Raw genomic sequence first — 15,320 nt, forward strand, 5'->3', positions numbered from 1 at the left:
GGTCGGGTAAGGCGTTTACGCCGCCATCCGGCAATCAACAATCTGGTGCAAAAATGTAACGCACTATGCACCGTTATAGTGCGTTTTTTCTTTTTCTCTCCTGGCTGTACCCTGCGAACCTGAATCATTCCGCGTTTTTCATTCCTGGCACATCCCTTGCAATATTCCTCTCGTGTATCTGCAGCCACTACTGAATTCTGACTGGAGGGGATCTATGAAGCTGGTTACCGTGGTAATCAAACCGTTCAAACTGGAAGACGTCCGTGAAGCACTGTCGTCTATTGGTATTCAGGGGCTGACCGTCACCGAAGTGAAGGGGTTTGGCCGACAGAAAGGTCATGCTGAGCTGTACCGTGGGGCTGAATATAGCGTCAATTTTCTGCCAAAGGTGAAGATTGATGTGGCGATTGCCGACGACCAACTGGATGGCGTGATTGATGTCATCAGTAAGGCGGCATACACCGGAAAAATTGGCGACGGCAAAATCTTCGTCGCCGAGCTGCAACGTGTGATTCGTATTCGTACCGGCGAAGCCGACGAAGCCGCACTGTAACTTCTGGCACACAGTGATAGGAAACCAAAAAATGAAGATAGCAACGATGAAAACAGGTATTGCTTCACTGGCGCTACTGCCGGGACTGGCGATGGCGGCACCGGCGGTTGCGGATAAAGCAGATAACGCTTTTATGATGATCTGTACCGCGCTGGTGCTGTTTATGACTATCCCTGGCATTGCGTTGTTCTACGGCGGTTTGATTCGCGGTAAGAACGTGCTGTCGATGCTGACTCAGGTGACGGTGACATTCGCTCTGGTTTGTATTCTATGGGTGGTTTATGGCTACTCACTGGCCTTTGGCGAAGGGAATAATTTCTTCGGCAACTTCAACTGGGTATTGCTGAAGAACATTGAGCTGACGGCGGTCACGGGGAGCTTCTACCAATACATTCACGTTGCTTTTCAGGGATCTTTTGCCTGCATCACCGTTGGGCTGATTGTCGGGGCTCTTGCTGAGCGTATTCGTTTCTCTGCAGTGCTGATTTTTGTGGTGGTGTGGTTAACGTTGTCGTACATCCCCATTGCCCATATGGTCTGGGGCGGCGGCTTACTGGCTTCTCACGGCGCACTGGATTTTGCCGGCGGGACGGTCGTGCACATCAACGCAGCGATTGCTGGTCTGGTTGGTGCGTATCTGATTGGCAAACGCGTCGGTTTTGGCAAAGAAGCGTTTAAACCGCATAACCTGCCGATGGTCTTCACCGGTACCGCTATTCTCTACATTGGTTGGTTTGGCTTTAACGCCGGTTCGGCGGGAACGGCGAATGAAATTGCCGCACTGGCCTTCGTCAATACCGTGGTCGCCACCGCTGCCGCCATCCTCGGATGGATCTTCGGTGAATGGGCGCTGCGTGGCAAACCGTCTCTGCTGGGCGCTTGTTCTGGTGCTATTGCAGGTCTGGTGGGCGTAACACCTGCATGTGGCTACATTGGTGTCGGAGGAGCGCTGATTATCGGTGTCGTTGCGGGGCTGGCTGGCCTGTGGGGTGTGACCATGCTGAAGCGTTTTCTGCGCGTGGACGATCCGTGTGATGTGTTTGGCGTGCACGGCGTGTGCGGTATTGTTGGCTGCATCCTGACCGGCGTTTTCGCTGCGAGCTCTCTGGGCGGCGTGGGCTTTGCCGAGGGCGTGACCATGGGGCATCAGCTGCTGGTGCAACTGGAAAGCGTGGCGATCACCATCGTCTGGTCCGGCGTGGTGGCCTTCATTGGCTATAAGCTGGCAGATATGACGGTGGGTCTGCGCGTACCGGAAGAGCAGGAACGCGAAGGTCTGGATGTGAACAGTCACGGCGAAAACGCCTACAACGCTTGATGTTTCAATCTGCCGGATGGCAACGCTTTTGCGCCACCATCCGGTAATTCTCAATTGCGATTACGCATTACCCCTTCCTGCACGGTAGAGGCGACCAGTACGCCGTCCTGGGTATAAAACTCCCCGCGTACAAAACCCCGGGCACCGGAGGCCGAAGTGCTCTCGACGTTATACAACAGCCACTCATTAATATTGAACGGACGGTGGAACCACATTGAATGGTCAATGGTGGCGATCTGAATCCCTTTCTCCAGAAAACCAATCCCGTACGGCTGCAGCGCAACAGGCAGGAAGTTCAGGTCTGAGGCATAACCCAGCAGATATTGATGGACGCGCAGATCGTCCTGCAGCTCACCGTTTGCGCGGATCCATACCTGGCGCGCCGGAGGTGCGACGTGACCTTTTAAGGGGTTATGAAATTCAACCGGGCGCACTTCCAACGGACGATCGTTGATAAATTTTTCTTTCAACAGCGGCGGCAGTAAATGCGCCACTGAACGGGCAATTTCCGTTTCTGATTTCAGCTCATCGGGACCCGGCGCATCCGGCATGGTTTTCTGATGTTCAAATCCGTCTTCCGGTGCCTGGAAAGAGGCGGTCATGTAAAAAATGGGTTTACCATTCTGAATTGCGGCAACGCGGCGCGCGCTGAAGCTGTTACCATCACGCAAGACTTCAACATCATAGATGATGGGCTTTTGGCTATCGCCGGGGCGTAAAAAATAGCTGTGAAAAGAGTGGACCAGACGCTCTTCCGGTACGGTTTCTTTGGCGGCATACAGCGCCTGACCGACAACCTGTCCCCCAAAAACCTGACGCAACCCTAAGTCTTCACTTTGGCCCCGAAAGAGTCCTTCTTCAATTTTTTCCAGATTTAACAATGTCAGCAAATTTTTCAGCGCCAGACTCATACGTGCTCTCCAGGTTATATCGTTCTCGCAGCGAGGTAGGCAGAGTATAACGCAATTTTGAAAGTGGTCCGATGGGTGCAATTGTCTGAATTAAAGGCCTATTACAGGCAAAAACAGCTGTCTTGTGCCACACTTAGTCACGTTATGTTTTTGTTAACCACTCTTCTGGCGAGGAAAGTTCTCGCTGGTGCATAGATGATAAGGAGAATTTAATGAAACTCGTGCACATGGTAAGTGGTTTAGCGGTTGCGGTCGCTCTGGCGGCCTGTGCTGATAAAAGTGCAGATATTCAGACACCTGCGCCAAGCCCTAATACGTCAATTGCTGACACACAGTCTAAAATTCAACAGCCAAATGTGTCTGGTACGGTATGGATCCGCCAGAAAGTGGCCTTGCCACCCGATGCGGTGCTGACCGTCACGCTGTCAGATGCGTCGCTGGCCGATGCGCCGTCAAAAGTGCTGTCGCAAAAAGCGGTCCGTACTGAAGGCAAGCAGGCGCCATTCAGCTTCGTATTACCGTTTAATCCAGCAGATATTCAGCCTAACGCTCGTATTCTGCTGAGTGCGGCAATTACGGTTAATGACAAACTGGTCTTTATTACTGATACCGTTCAGACGGTCATTAATCAGGGTGGTACAAAAGCTGACCTGACGCTGGTCCCTGTACAGCAAACGGCAGTACCGGTTCAGGCGAGCGGTGGGGCTGCCACCACGGTGCCGTCAACGTCACCAACCCAGGTGAATCCGTCTTCTGCCGTTCCTGCTCCCACGCAGTACTAAGGCAGTCGTAACCCTCTCCGCCTGGAGAGGGTTAGTACACCCAGCGATAACGCTGTAAATCGATCTGTCCGCTTCCAGAAACCACAATTCCCTCTGCCAGTAACGCCTGACGCTGCCGTTGCAGGTCGGGGCCGGTCAGCGAAATGGTACCATGGCGATTGACCACCCGATGCCAGGGCAGAGTGCTGCCTTCGGGGAGACGCTTAAGCACGCCGCCTACCTGGCGCGCAGCACGCGGCGAACCGGCAAGCCTGGCAACATCGCCATACGTGGTGACGAAACCTTCGGGGATTGACGCGACGATTTGCCAGACGCGTTGGGGGAAAGAGTCTTGTATATCCATTATTTATTCCTGCGCTAATCCTCCAGCATAATGCTGAATGGCGAAGGAGTGAAGCTGCATTGCACAAGAAAACAGCATCCGATGCTGGATGGGTTGCAATTACAGGGTGCAGCAGTGATAATGCGCCTGCGCGTTGGTTAACAACGCTCTCAATGGGGGCTCTGTTGGTTCTCCCGCAACACTACTCTGTTTACCAGGTCAGGTCCGGAAGGAAGCAGCCAAGGCAGATGACGTGTGTGCCGGGATGTAGCTGGCAGGGCCCCCACCCAATTCTGCCGTCCGGCAATTTCCCTTCTGCTTATCTTCTTTTCTTTGTCATCGTATTGTCATTTTATTGTCATCAAATGCTGTCAATGTGTTTCGGGGATGTTATTTGATGCTTTTGCCGCCGCCATCGCGCTGTAACGACAGGGTCTTACATTCGGTGTTTTTTGGCTGACCACAAGGATTTTCTACGATGTCGACCGCTGTATTGAATGTTAAAATTGATGAGGCGCTAAAAGAAAAGCTTCGCCATTACGCTGAAGTGCATAACGAAAATTTAAGTGTTGCGACGGAAAAACTGCTGCTGATTGCGTTTACCGCCGTTAAAGAGGCGGGAGTCTCCGCTGAGGATATCGATAGCCAGCATACGGAAGAGTCCGTAGTTGAAGCACTGACTCCTAAAGAAATCAAAGCGTTGCGCAGACTACTGAAGAAGAAAAAATGAAACAACAACCGCTCTCAACCGCCTGTAATTACGGCGAAGCTTGTGAAATGCTGCGTTCCGGTTATGTGAAACATGTTCGTCTGAGCTGGAATGTCGGCAGCGATGAGTTCTTCCGTATTGCCTCCGACTGGTGTGATGCCGGGGCAAAAATTAAGAAAGACGGTGAGAATTTCGTAATTTCCCTGAAGGGATTCCCGGTTCCTCCTCAACAGTAATATTGCTGGGACTTCCTTGTCCATCACGGTATTCAACGGCGGGTCTTTTGACTCGTCGCTTAGATTATTTTGCGCATTTTTCCGCTGCTGGCCTGCAATCGCAGGTTATCCCAAATGGGTTGCAACACTCTGAAAGCAGCACGCGCTGTGTCATCCGGTAACGTGAAGGGCATACGCAAAAAGCGATCGAATGCGCCATCAAGGCCAAACCGCGTACCGGTACCCAGCTGAATGCCTGCACTTTCGGCGCGAGTGGCAAAGAGCGTCGCCAGCGTATCGGGCAGTTCAACCCAGAAAGAGAGTCCTCCCTTTGGCTGGGTAAACTGCCATTCCGGGAAATGTGAGTTCATCAGGTCCGAGCACAGATCTCGCCGCGATGTGAGCAGGCGTCTTCTGTCAGGAAGAAAGTTAGGGGCGTTATCCAGCAGCCAACTGGTGGCGAGTTGTTCAAGCACCGGGGAGCCTAAATCGAAGGTGTCGCGGGTTTGTACCAGCGCCGCAATGGTTCGTGCCGACGCCCGGATCCAGCCCAGACGTAATCCCCCCCAAAAGCTTTTCCCGGCCGAACCCAATAGAATGATCGGCGCGTCGCGATTGAATGCGGCAAGTGGCGGCGGCGGCGGGGCGTCATACCACAGGTTCACCATCGTCTCATCGACCACCAGGGTAGTGCGGGTTCGTTCGGCAATATCCGCCACGACCTGGCGAGTTGCAGCGTCCATGCAACGCCCGGTCGGGTTGTGAAAGTCCGGCATCAGGTAGGCCATTCTCGGTGCGGTTTGCGCGAGGGTGGCGACCAGACCCGCGGTATCCCAACCGTGCTCGGGTAGCGACACGCCGACGGGGCGACAGGATGCGCCTTGAATCGCGGCAATCGCCAGCGGATAAGTAGGGTGATCTACCACTACGCGATCGCCGGGGCCGGTGAGCAAACGTAGGATCAGCGCCAGGCCGCTGACAGCACCATTCACGACCATGATTTCATCGGGCTGCGTCGGGAGCCCGCGATCGCAATAATGCTGAGCGATGGATTCACGCAATACCGACAGTCCCTGTGGCAGATACCCGGAACTCAACAGATGCTGTGGCATGGCGAACAGCGCCTGTTGGTAAGCCTGATGAATTTCGGGTCCGGCACTTAGCGCCGCCGTGGACAAATCAAGTGCTGTGCCGGTACTGGTCCGGGTTGGCACATGGCGAATATGTTCCGGCAGGATCACCCGTGAGCCGCTACCATGACGGCTTTCCAGATATCCCTCTTCACGCAGTTGCGCCATAGCGCTGGCGACGGTAGTTCGACTTACTTGCAGAACGACGGCGAGCTCGCGTTCACCCGGTAAACGGCTATCCAGCGCCAGTCGACCATCGAGAATAAGCAGACGTAACGCTTCTGCCAGCTGTCGCCAGATGGGCGTTCGCGAGGGGCTTTCCAGCCAGTGTCCGAGCAGGCGTTGCAAAGACTGACTTCCATAACGGCGAGATGACATAGCAGTCCACTTTTTGAAAACTGGACATTAATCATAGTGCCAATTGCGGTGAAGATGAAAGTTATCCGAGAGTGGGAGGGAAATGCATGCTGCGTCGTTTACTTCAGTTATATATCGGGCTGGTGCTGTACGGTGTATCGACGGCGATGTTTGTCCGTGCTGATTTAGGGGCCGATCCGTGGAACGTGTTTCACCTGGGTGTAGCCAATTTATTGTCAATGAATATCGGCGTGGTGATTATTGCCGTGGGCGTGTTGGTGCTGCTGGCGTGGATACCGCTGCGCCAGCGTCCTGGCTTTGGCACGTTGAGTAACGTGATTATGATCGGGCTGGCGGCAGATGCCGCGCTGCTGGTGATTCCTGGATTTGAATCTTTGCTGGCGCGCAGCGGGCTGCTGGTGTCAGCGGTAATATTGAATGCGTTAGCAACCAGCCTGTACATTGGCGCCGGTTTTGGCGCCGGTCCGCGTGATGGTCTGATGACCGGTATCCACGCGCGTACCGGCTGGCCAGTACGACGAATTCGAACCACAATCGAAGTGTCGGTGCTGCTTATCGGGTGGCTGCTGGGTGGAACCGTGGGAGTTGGTACGGTGCTGTATGCCTTGGCTATCGGACCGTTGATTCAGCTTTGCCTGCCGTGGTTTCGGCATCAGCCGCAGTCGCGTACACGTATCAGGAATGCGCCTGGGGCGCGATCGCCTGGTGGCGACTAAACTTAACCTCGACTGACGCGGCCGGAATCGGCTTGCCGCGCAGTACACTTCGGAGGTTTTTCTCATGAAGTATGTTGATGGCTTTGTGGTTGCCGTACCCGCTGAAAACAAGGAGGCGTACATTGCGATGGCGGCAAAAGCAGCTCCGCTTTTCAAGGAGTTCGGTGCATTGCGCGTGGTGGAGTGCTGGGCAGATGATGTCCCCGACGGCAAATTGACCGATTTTCGCATGGCTGTGAAAGCGCAGGATCATGAAGAAGTGGTATTCAGCTGGATTGAATATCCATCCAAAGAGGTCCGCGATGCGGCGAATCAGAAGATGATGTCCGATCCCCGTATGAAGGAATTCGGTGAATCTATGCCATTTGATGGCAAGCGAATGATCTACGGTGGATTTGCGCCCATTATGGAAGAGTGATGTGACTGGCTGTGCGGCGTGCCGCCAGCCATCTCAACATCAACAGCAATGTTAAAGCCGTTTTTCTGCCCACAGAATAAATTCCGCCTTCGGCAGCGCTTTGCTGTAAAGCCAGCCCTGACCGTACTGGACGCCGTGCTGGCGTAGCCAGGCTTCCTGATTCTCGGTTTCGATACCTTCCGCCACCATCTCCAGCTTCAACGTTTTCGCTATCTCGATAATATGTGGCGTCACGTTGTTGTACTCCAGTGCATCAACGAACGATTTGTCTATCTTCAGGATATCGACATCCAGATCCTGTAAATAGCTCAGGCTGGAATAGCCGGTGCCAAAATCATCGATATAGATCGAGTGGCCTGCCTGACGGTATTTAGCAATAAACGGCGCGCTGTTTTTCGGGTCGGCAAACTCGCGTTCGGTTAGTTCCAGCGCGATTTGCGTAGGCTTAAGTTGCCAGTGGTTCACTTTTTGACTTAACAGAGCAGGAAGCGTTTCGGAGGCCAGATCGGCTGACTCTAGGTTGATGGATATATGCTGCTCCGGATGCTGACGCAGCCATTTGCCTAAATCTTCAAATACGCTTTCAATAATCAACCGGGTGAGAGGCTCTGTCAGCCCGGTTTCTTGCGCCAGCGCGACGAAAATTTCTGGCGACAGATAGCTTCCGTCAGCCTGTTGCCAGCGAGCCAGTGCTTCAGCCCCAACCACTTTCCCCGTTTTGAGCGAGATAATTGGTTGGTAGTGGACTTTGATGTCCCGATGCTGGATAGCGTCCTGCAACTGGTGATGGGGCGACTGTAAGCGGCGCAAAATACGCAAAACAAAGGCGGCGGTGAGCAAGCCGATAAGAATGCCTGCCGGGAGCCAGATCAGTGCCTGCCGGTGCCAGGTTTTTTGTAACGGCAGGGTAGATGCCCAGGTTACGATCGTGATACCCAACTCAGGAAAGGGGCGGGCGTTATAAATGCTGCCATCTTTTTTAAAATGAGTAATCGATCGTTCTTGCTGTACATGCTGTAAAACGTCCGATGGCAAATCGGCGCTACTGGCAACCACGACGTTGCGCACGGTGCCAATGATAGTCACTTCAATCGGCCATGAGCCAAACGGGATGACGTCAATGAAAGAACCCGGATCGACCATCACAACATAATGTTCGCTCCCTAATGCTGCCATAAAACGCTTGATGCCCAAATCATTTTGCGTGGTAAGCCATGCGCGATATCCATCAGGCGTGACTTTCATTGCGGGTGGAAATGCGTCAGCCTGGCTTCTTTTTTCCAGAGATGAGCATTGCGGAACGTTATCTTTGAGGTACAGCACTTCCTGAATATAGCGATAGCTATATGACAAACGACGCATTTCCAGCAGATGCTCTTCACTACAAGGCACCCCCTGAAATGCTTCAATATGGCGCAATGCTTTTTTCGCCTGCTCGCCTACGCGTTCCGTACGTAATGCGACCCGCGTTGAGAACATGTCGAGCTCATCGATAAATTTCGTTTCGACCTGACGATGTGCCAGCCACAGGCTTAAACCTACAGGCGCGAGGATGGAAAGGAACAGTACCCCAGTCACCAGGCTTATCAGATGTCGTGTTGTCACAGTGATATCCTTATTTACACAGCGTAGGGAAAGTATATCCGAAACCCCAAAAAGCTATTCGATTGGCATCATATATTTACGGCCACTTATCATCCCGTTTGACTCCCTGTCGCGTAAATCAGGTTGTGATTTGTACAAGAGTGGTGTATTTTGTTGGTTATGTTATAACGTAACAGATTGAGGTTGCCATGAAACCGGATATCCATCCTTTTTACCGTACCGTGGTGTTTCACGATACCAGTGCCAATGAATTCTTTAAGGTCGGTTCGACCATCAAGACTGAGCGTGAGATTGAGTTTGAGGGGAAAATGTACCCGTACGTGACCCTTGATATCTCTTCCAAATCGCATCCGTACTATACCGGGAAACAAAAAACCTTTGATAATGAAGGCAGTGCAGCACGTTTCCAAAAACGTTTTGGTCATTTTATTGGCGTTAAGCGGGGTTAAAATGCAGGTACTCAATTCACTTCGCAGCGCAAAACAGCGCCATCCTGACTGCCAGATAGTAAAACGCAAAGGGCGTTTGTACGTTGTCTGCAAAACGAATCCGCGCTTTAAAGCAGTACAGGGGCGTAAAAAAAGACGTTAGTTTCTTTGCCAGCATTTCAGGGATTAAAGTGCGTTGCCTTCGCAGGAACGCACTTTTTTATCTGTGCTGAGATGTCGTTACTGGGTGGTCTGGGCACGGGTAAGCGTAAAGACATCGTAAAACGAGAGTTCGCCTTTGCGCGATATCATCTTTTGCAGCTGTGCTTTATGTTCGCTATCCACGGACGGTGAGTGCAGGATAGTATCGATGAGCGAGGAGGGGACAAAGCGCGTGTTGTACCATTCTCCGTTATAGCAAACTCTAAAATCCAGAACGTCGATATCTTCAAAGCGGTATCGTGGCGCAACGTCGAAAAAGAAAAAGCCGTTGAGTACAACGAACAGTACCACCAGCAGCCATACCGAATCGACTAACGTTTCTGACTGTAGCATCACCGCCAGCGTGGCAAACCACGCAACATACATGCCGATAAACAGCCCTGGGTGTTTGCGAATAAAGCTGATGCTAAAGCGCGGTTTGTTGTCGCGCTTCTCGCGAATATTTAAGTCGTCGATTGTTTCAGTAAGCAGGCGCTGTATTTCTGTCATCTCTTGCCTTCGTGATATCTGCAAAATTCAGGAGGGATCGCCCTATTTTAAAAGGGGATACCCTTTGAAGAAAGTAACAGATTAACCGCAATTTAGCATAACAGTTACATTTAAGATCACAGCGTTTTGATGATCCTTGCGGGATTGCCCCCAACCACGGTGTTTGCCGGAACGCTTTTAGTGACCACTGCGCCTGATGCCACAACCACGTTATCGCCCAGCGTGACGCCGGGATTGATCACTGCACGGCCACCTATCCAGACATTATTGCCGATAGTCACGGGCTTTCCGAACTCCAGGCCGCTGTTACGCTCGGTAGCATCCAGCGGATGGGTCGCGGTATAGATATGAACGCCAGGTGCCAGCATGCAGTTGTCGCCAATATGAATTGGACAGACGTCGAGCATAACGCAGTCGAAATTAGCGTAAAAGTCTTTACCAAGATAGATGTTATAACCGTAATCACAACGGAAAGAGGGTTCAATATAGGCCCCCTCACTCTGACCTAACAGATCATGCAGGATTGCCTGGCGCTCATTTTTTTCATCGGGAGCGGTGAGATTGTAGCGATGGATCAACTGACGAGCGCGTAGTCGGTCACTGCACAGCGTTTCATCTGCCGGGCGATAGTATTCGCCGGCGATCATTTTTTGCTTTTCATTACGCATTACGAATTCCCTGTGTACTGAAGGTTATTTCAGCACAGTAAAACGTAATGCAGACAAGGGGAACGTTCCCGCTTCTTTGCTGTGATCATAGTCACGCGATTTGAATTAAATAACCATTGTAAATACGAAAATGGTCAGCCAGACAACGGTACCGCTATACCTGACTTAACCTTGAGTGCAATTAGCGAATGAATTTCCAAACAGAAGTTGGAATCTTGTCGTAAAGCTTATTCATGGTCAATTCAGCAAGGCGATGATCTGCTGCTGAGTAAAATACAGCCAGTTCGTTGTCGGACAATTCATATTTATTTTTTTCAATAACGCGCTCTAGCGTATCAATTGTCTGGCAACGTCGCAGGCGCATCAAATAATCTGTTTTAGTTAATGGTTTATCGGACATAACTCTTACCTATGATTGTAATAATTTTTAACAAGACAAACTAACAGGATTAGCCCTGGTGGCATTGACAAAACAGCGAAACAGTCGATTACCTGACTTCCGCCATTTCTGCAGATCCTGCGTATTAATACCATAACTGCTGAACAACATAAAAGTGTCATCCAGGTATTCATCTATCTGCGCGATCAGCTTATTGTCCTCATTGTACTTAATTTTATAATTAAGTGCGAAGGTTGCAATATGCTCTATCAGTTCATTGAGCTGCAAGCTGGTTGCAGAGGTAGGGTCATTAACCCAGCCATGGTTACTTTGTTCAAGGTTTGCAAGACAGTCATGATACAGAGTTTCGCAGAGAAATTTAAGCTGCGCGATATCATGTCTTTTGGGTGAGTATTCATCCATAACGCATCCCCTTCTTAGTGGCTTAAACTAACCGAACACCTTTCGGGATGGATACAACAACTACCTGGAACTTGCCCGCGACTCCTGATGATTTAACTATAATCTACTCTAAAAAAGATTTCATCGTCATATCACGAAAAATTACAATTATGTAAAATTATGATGCTACGTCACTTTTACATTTTAACAGATAAATGCCGCTATTCGAAATGGGACAATTTCTTTATTCTTCGGGCAATCATCGGGTTATCTTGTTTAGGTTTAGCAACGAAAGGCAACAACCGACAATGTGAACCAGTGGATAGGAATAATCTTAATATTTATTAAAGTAAATAAGAACTCTCGCTGTTTTTTTAAGAATAGCCTTTAAGGCTGCAAGGATTATATCGCTTATTTATCCGATAGAAAATAAACGGAATGGCAATAAGTGATTTTTATGATTTTTCCAGAAAAAAGGCCGCTTGCGCGGCCTTATCTTTAGAGATGTATCAATGATGCTCTACTGAGTGGCTATGCTCAATATCTTCATTTTTGCGGCTAAAGCGGCGGCGTACCACCACAAAGAACACCGGAACAAAGAAGATAGCCAACACGGTAGCCGTCACCATCCCGCCCATTACGCCAGTACCAACGGCGTTCTGTGCACCGGAACCTGCGCCGGAGCTGATGACGAGCGGCATTACGCCCAGAATAAAGGCCAGTGACGTCATCAGGATTGGACGTAAACGCATGCGTACTGCGTCCAGCGTCGCCTCTATCAGACCTTTACCCTCTTTATCCATCAAGTCTTTGGCGAATTCGACGATAAGTATCGCGTTCTTCGCCGACAACCCAATGGTTGTGAGCAGGCCTACCTGGAAGTAAACGTCGTTGGTCAGGCCGCGGAACGTTGCTGCCAGCAATGCACCGATAACACCCAGCGGTACAACCAGCATTACGGAGAACGGAATTGACCAGCTCTCGTACAGCGCTGCCAGACACAAGAACACGACGATCAGTGAAATGGCATACAGGGCAGGGGCCTGGTTGCCGGACAGTCGTTCCTGGTAGGACATACCGGTCCAGTCATAACCGATACCGGATGGCAGTTTGCTGGCCAGTTGCTCCATCATGGCCATGGCTTCACCGGTACTTTTACCCGGAGCGGCCTGGCCTAAGATTTCCATGGAAGGCAAACCGTTATAGCGTTCCAGACGCGGCGAGCCGTATTCCCAACGTGAGGTAGAGAAGGCGGAGAACGGTACCATCTGTCCATCGCTACCACGGACGTACCAGTTTCCAATATCTTCCGGCAACATACGGTATTTCGCTTCAGACATGACGTAAACTTTCTTCACACGACCACGGTCGATGAAGTCATTCACGTAGCTTCCGCCCCATGCTGCACCCAGCGTTGTATTAATATCACTAATGGAAACGCCCAGAGCCTGCGCTTTTTCCTGATCGATATCGATCTTGAACTGCGGCGTATCTTCCAGACCGTTAGGACGAACACCGACTAACAGATCAGGATGCTTCGCAACTTCACCAAACAGTTGGTTACGCGCCTGAGTCAGCTTCTCATGGCCCAGACCTGCCTGGTCAATCAACTGGAAGTCGAAACCGGTCGCGGTCCCTAACTCCACAATCGCTGGCAGGTTAAAGGCAAAGACCATAGCGTCTTTAATCTGCGAGAATGCGCCCATCGCACGTTGAGTAATCGCCTCAACCTTGTTCTCTTCGCCTGGACGTTCACTCCAGTCTTTCAGAGAAACGAACGCGATACCGGTGTTCTGACCACGACCAGCAAAACCGAAACCGTTAACGGCAAACACCGATTCAACGTTCGCTTTTTCCTTGGTCAGGTAGTAATCCGTCATTTCGTCCAGCACCTTCTGGGTACGCTCTTGCGTTGCACCCGCTGGCAGCTGAGCCATAGAAAGGAATACCCCCTGGTCTTCATCTGGCAGGAACGAACTTGGCAGACGAACGAACAGATAGGCCATGCCCACGACGATGATCAGATACAGCGCCAGATAACGACCGGTGCTGCGCAGAATACCGCCCACGCTATCGGTGTAATGATGCGTGCTCTTATCGAACATGCGGTTAAACCAGCCGAAGAAGCCTTTTTTGCCTTCTCCGTGATCGCCTTTAGCAATCGGTTTGAGCATGGTCGCACACAGGGCAGGGGTCAGAATCAATGCCACCAGTACAGACAACGCCATCGCAGAAACAATGGTGATGGAGAACTGACGGTAAATTGCACCGGTAGAACCACCGAAGAACGCCATTGGGATAAATACCGCTGACAGTACCATCGCGATACCGACCAGTGCGCCCTGAATCTGGCCCATCGATTTACGCGTTGCTTCCTTCGGCGGTAGTCCTTCCTCAGCCATTACACGTTCAACGTTCTCGACCACAACGATGGCGTCATCCACCAGCAGGCCGATGGCGAGTACCATCCCGAACATCGTCAGGGTGTTTATCGAGAAGCCGAAAATCGCAAGGACGGCAAACGTACCCAAGAGCACCACCGGCACGGCGATAGTCGGAATCAGCGTCGCGCGGAAGTTCTGCAGGAACAGATACATTACCAGGAACACGAGGATGATTGCTTCCGCCAGCGTTTTTACTACTTCGTGAATAGAGATTTTCACGAACGGCGTGGTGTCATATGGGTAAACGATCTTCAGACCTGACGGGAAGAACGGCTCCATCTTCTTCAGTTCTTCGCGGATAGCGTTTGCTGTATCCAGGGCGTTAGCACCTGTCGCCAGCTTGATACCCAGACCGGATGCCGGTTTACCGTTGAACTTCGCAATGATGTCGTAGTTCTCACCGCCCAGTTCCACTTTCGCCACGTCACGCAGACGAACCTGGGAACCATCCTGATTCACTTTCAGCAGAATTTTGCTGAACTCATCAGCGGAGGTCAGACGGGTTTGCGCGATGATTGACGCGTTAAGCTGCTGGCCTTTAACCGGTGGCGTACCACCTAACTGACCGGCTGCAACTTGGGCGTTCTGCGCCTTGATGGCGCTGATTACATCAACCGGCGTCAGCTGGAAGTTGTTCAGTTTGTTCGGATCCATCCAGATACGCATCGCGTACTGAGAACCAAACAGCTGAACATCACCCACGCCTGAAGTACGGCTAATAGCGTCCTTCATGTTGGCGCCAACGTAGTCGGAAATATCCTCCTGCGTCATGGTGCCGTTGGTGTTGATAACACCGACAACCATCAGGAAGCTACTGGATGACTTCTCAACGCTAACCCCTTGCTGCTGTACTTCCTGCGGCAGCAACGGCATGGCCAGCTGCAGTTTGTTCTGCACCTGAACCTGCGCGATATCCGCATCAGTACCAGACTGGAAGGTTAGGGTGATCTGCACGGTACCCGTGGAGTCACTGTTAGAGGACATGTACATCAGGTTATCGATACCGTTCATGTTCTGTTCGATAACCTGCGTAACAGTATCCTGTACTGTTTTGGCATCAGCGCCAGGGTAGGTCGCGGAGATCGTCACTGCTGGCGGTGCAATAGTCGGATATTGCGCTACCGGCAATTTGAGGATCGCGAGCCCCCCTGCCAACATGATGATAATGGCGATCACCCACGCAAATATTGGGCGATCGATAAAGAAATTAGGCATGTCTTAACGGCTCCTG

Annotated in this window: 18 protein-coding genes and 1 other RNA gene; 10 read left to right on the plus strand and 9 right to left on the minus strand. The window is 51.3% G+C overall.

Going from position 1 to position 15,320, the window contains the following annotated elements:
* The first annotated feature begins 214 nt into the window (after positions 1–214).
* Together glnK and amtB are read left to right on the plus strand one after the other, a co-directional pair.
* Positions 215–553 (plus strand): P-II family nitrogen regulator, encoded by a 339-nt coding sequence (gene glnK / locus OGX92_RS02830; protein ID WP_003021657.1) that lies wholly within the window; start codon positions 215–217, stop codon positions 551–553.
* Positions 554–584: 31 nt separating this feature from the next.
* Complete coding sequence (amtB, locus tag OGX92_RS02835; RefSeq protein WP_126319016.1) at positions 585–1,871, plus strand: ammonium transporter AmtB; 1,287 nt, start codon at positions 585–587, stop codon at positions 1,869–1,871.
* Between the two features lie 50 nt (positions 1,872–1,921).
* Here the strand turns inward: amtB and tesB are convergent, their stop codons facing one another.
* Positions 1,922–2,782, minus strand: coding sequence for an acyl-CoA thioesterase II (gene tesB, locus OGX92_RS02840; protein ID WP_003831027.1), 861 nt, complete (start codon positions 2,780–2,782; stop codon positions 1,922–1,924).
* Between the two features lie 212 nt (positions 2,783–2,994).
* On the opposite strand from tesB, the gene OGX92_RS02845 reads away from it, so the two are divergent.
* On the plus strand, positions 2,995–3,564 hold the full coding sequence (locus tag OGX92_RS02845) for a YbaY family lipoprotein (protein ID WP_003021666.1): 570 nt from the start codon (positions 2,995–2,997) through the stop codon (positions 3,562–3,564).
* Between the two features lie 31 nt (positions 3,565–3,595).
* Here OGX92_RS02845 and OGX92_RS02850 read toward each other — a convergent pair whose 3' ends face one another.
* A complete protein-coding gene (locus OGX92_RS02850) occupies positions 3,596–3,907 on the minus strand; it encodes an MGMT family protein (protein WP_003831028.1) in 312 nt (103 codons plus the stop codon).
* 162 nt (positions 3,908–4,069) lie between these two features.
* On the opposite strand from OGX92_RS02850, the gene ffs reads away from it, so the two are divergent.
* The 3 genes from ffs (at position 4,070) to OGX92_RS02865 (ending at position 4,831) form a co-directional block, all read left to right on the plus strand.
* Positions 4,070–4,166: signal recognition particle sRNA small type (gene ffs / locus OGX92_RS02855), an RNA gene on the plus strand.
* A 198-nt stretch (positions 4,167–4,364) separates the two neighbouring features.
* A complete protein-coding gene (locus OGX92_RS02860; protein ID WP_240389167.1) occupies positions 4,365–4,616 on the plus strand; it encodes a hypothetical protein in 252 nt (83 codons plus the stop codon).
* Positions 4,613–4,831, plus strand: coding sequence for a hypothetical protein (locus OGX92_RS02865; RefSeq protein ID WP_003831030.1), 219 nt, complete (start codon positions 4,613–4,615; stop codon positions 4,829–4,831). Before OGX92_RS02860 ends, OGX92_RS02865 begins: the two co-directional genes overlap by 4 nt.
* Positions 4,832–4,890: 59 nt before the next feature.
* On the opposite strand, the gene yczR is transcribed toward OGX92_RS02865, so the two are convergent.
* A complete protein-coding gene (gene yczR / locus OGX92_RS02870) occupies positions 4,891–6,318 on the minus strand; it encodes a MocR-like transcription factor YczR (RefSeq protein WP_240389166.1) in 1,428 nt (475 codons plus the stop codon).
* Positions 6,319–6,404: 86 nt separating this feature from the next.
* On the opposite strand from yczR, the gene yczE reads away from it, so the two are divergent.
* Together yczE and OGX92_RS02880 are read left to right on the plus strand one after the other, a co-directional pair.
* Entirely contained in the window at positions 6,405–7,034 is a 630-nt protein-coding gene (gene yczE / locus OGX92_RS02875; RefSeq protein ID WP_286586220.1) for a membrane protein YczE, read from the plus strand.
* Between the two features lie 64 nt (positions 7,035–7,098).
* Complete coding sequence (locus OGX92_RS02880; protein ID WP_003831033.1) at positions 7,099–7,452, plus strand: DUF1428 domain-containing protein; 354 nt, start codon at positions 7,099–7,101, stop codon at positions 7,450–7,452.
* A 51-nt stretch (positions 7,453–7,503) separates the two neighbouring features.
* Here the strand turns inward: OGX92_RS02880 and pdeB are convergent, their stop codons facing one another.
* On the minus strand, positions 7,504–9,057 hold the full coding sequence (gene pdeB, locus OGX92_RS02885) for a cyclic di-3',5'-guanosine monophosphate phosphodiesterase PdeB (RefSeq protein ID WP_193135114.1): 1,554 nt from the start codon (positions 9,055–9,057) through the stop codon (positions 7,504–7,506).
* Between the two features lie 188 nt (positions 9,058–9,245).
* Here pdeB and OGX92_RS02890 point away from each other — a divergent pair, with 188 nt between their 5' ends.
* Positions 9,246–9,506, plus strand: coding sequence for a type B 50S ribosomal protein L31 (locus OGX92_RS02890; protein ID WP_008783961.1), 261 nt, complete (start codon positions 9,246–9,248; stop codon positions 9,504–9,506).
* Position 9,507: 1 nt separating this feature from the next.
* A complete protein-coding gene (gene ykgO, locus OGX92_RS02895; RefSeq protein ID WP_286586221.1) occupies positions 9,508–9,648 on the plus strand; it encodes a type B 50S ribosomal protein L36 in 141 nt (46 codons plus the stop codon).
* 77 nt (positions 9,649–9,725) lie between these two features.
* Here the strand turns inward: ykgO and OGX92_RS02900 are convergent, their stop codons facing one another.
* The 5 genes from OGX92_RS02900 to acrB all read right to left on the minus strand — a co-directional run bounded on the left by OGX92_RS02900 (position 9,726) and on the right by acrB (position 15,304).
* A complete protein-coding gene (locus tag OGX92_RS02900; protein ID WP_003021724.1) occupies positions 9,726–10,196 on the minus strand; it encodes a YlaC family protein in 471 nt (156 codons plus the stop codon).
* A gap of 116 nt (positions 10,197–10,312) precedes the next feature.
* Positions 10,313–10,864 carry a maltose O-acetyltransferase gene (maa, locus tag OGX92_RS02905; RefSeq protein WP_286586222.1) on the minus strand — a complete coding sequence of 184 codons (552 nt, stop codon included), beginning with the start codon at positions 10,862–10,864 and terminating at the stop codon, positions 10,313–10,315.
* A gap of 181 nt (positions 10,865–11,045) precedes the next feature.
* A complete protein-coding gene (hha, locus tag OGX92_RS02910) occupies positions 11,046–11,264 on the minus strand; it encodes a hemolysin expression-modulating protein Hha (RefSeq protein ID WP_002892050.1) in 219 nt (72 codons plus the stop codon).
* A gap of 27 nt (positions 11,265–11,291) precedes the next feature.
* Entirely contained in the window at positions 11,292–11,666 is a 375-nt protein-coding gene (gene tomB, locus OGX92_RS02915; protein WP_003021733.1) for an Hha toxicity modulator TomB, read from the minus strand.
* Positions 11,667–12,154: 488 nt separating this feature from the next.
* A complete protein-coding gene (acrB, locus tag OGX92_RS02920; protein ID WP_063941319.1) occupies positions 12,155–15,304 on the minus strand; it encodes an efflux RND transporter permease AcrB in 3,150 nt (1,049 codons plus the stop codon).
* Positions 15,305–15,320 lie beyond the last annotated feature (16 nt).

Source organism: Citrobacter sp. Cpo089 (assembly GCF_030332695.1).
In the GTDB taxonomy this organism is placed as follows: Bacteria; Pseudomonadota; Gammaproteobacteria; order Enterobacterales; family Enterobacteriaceae; genus Citrobacter; species Citrobacter portucalensis.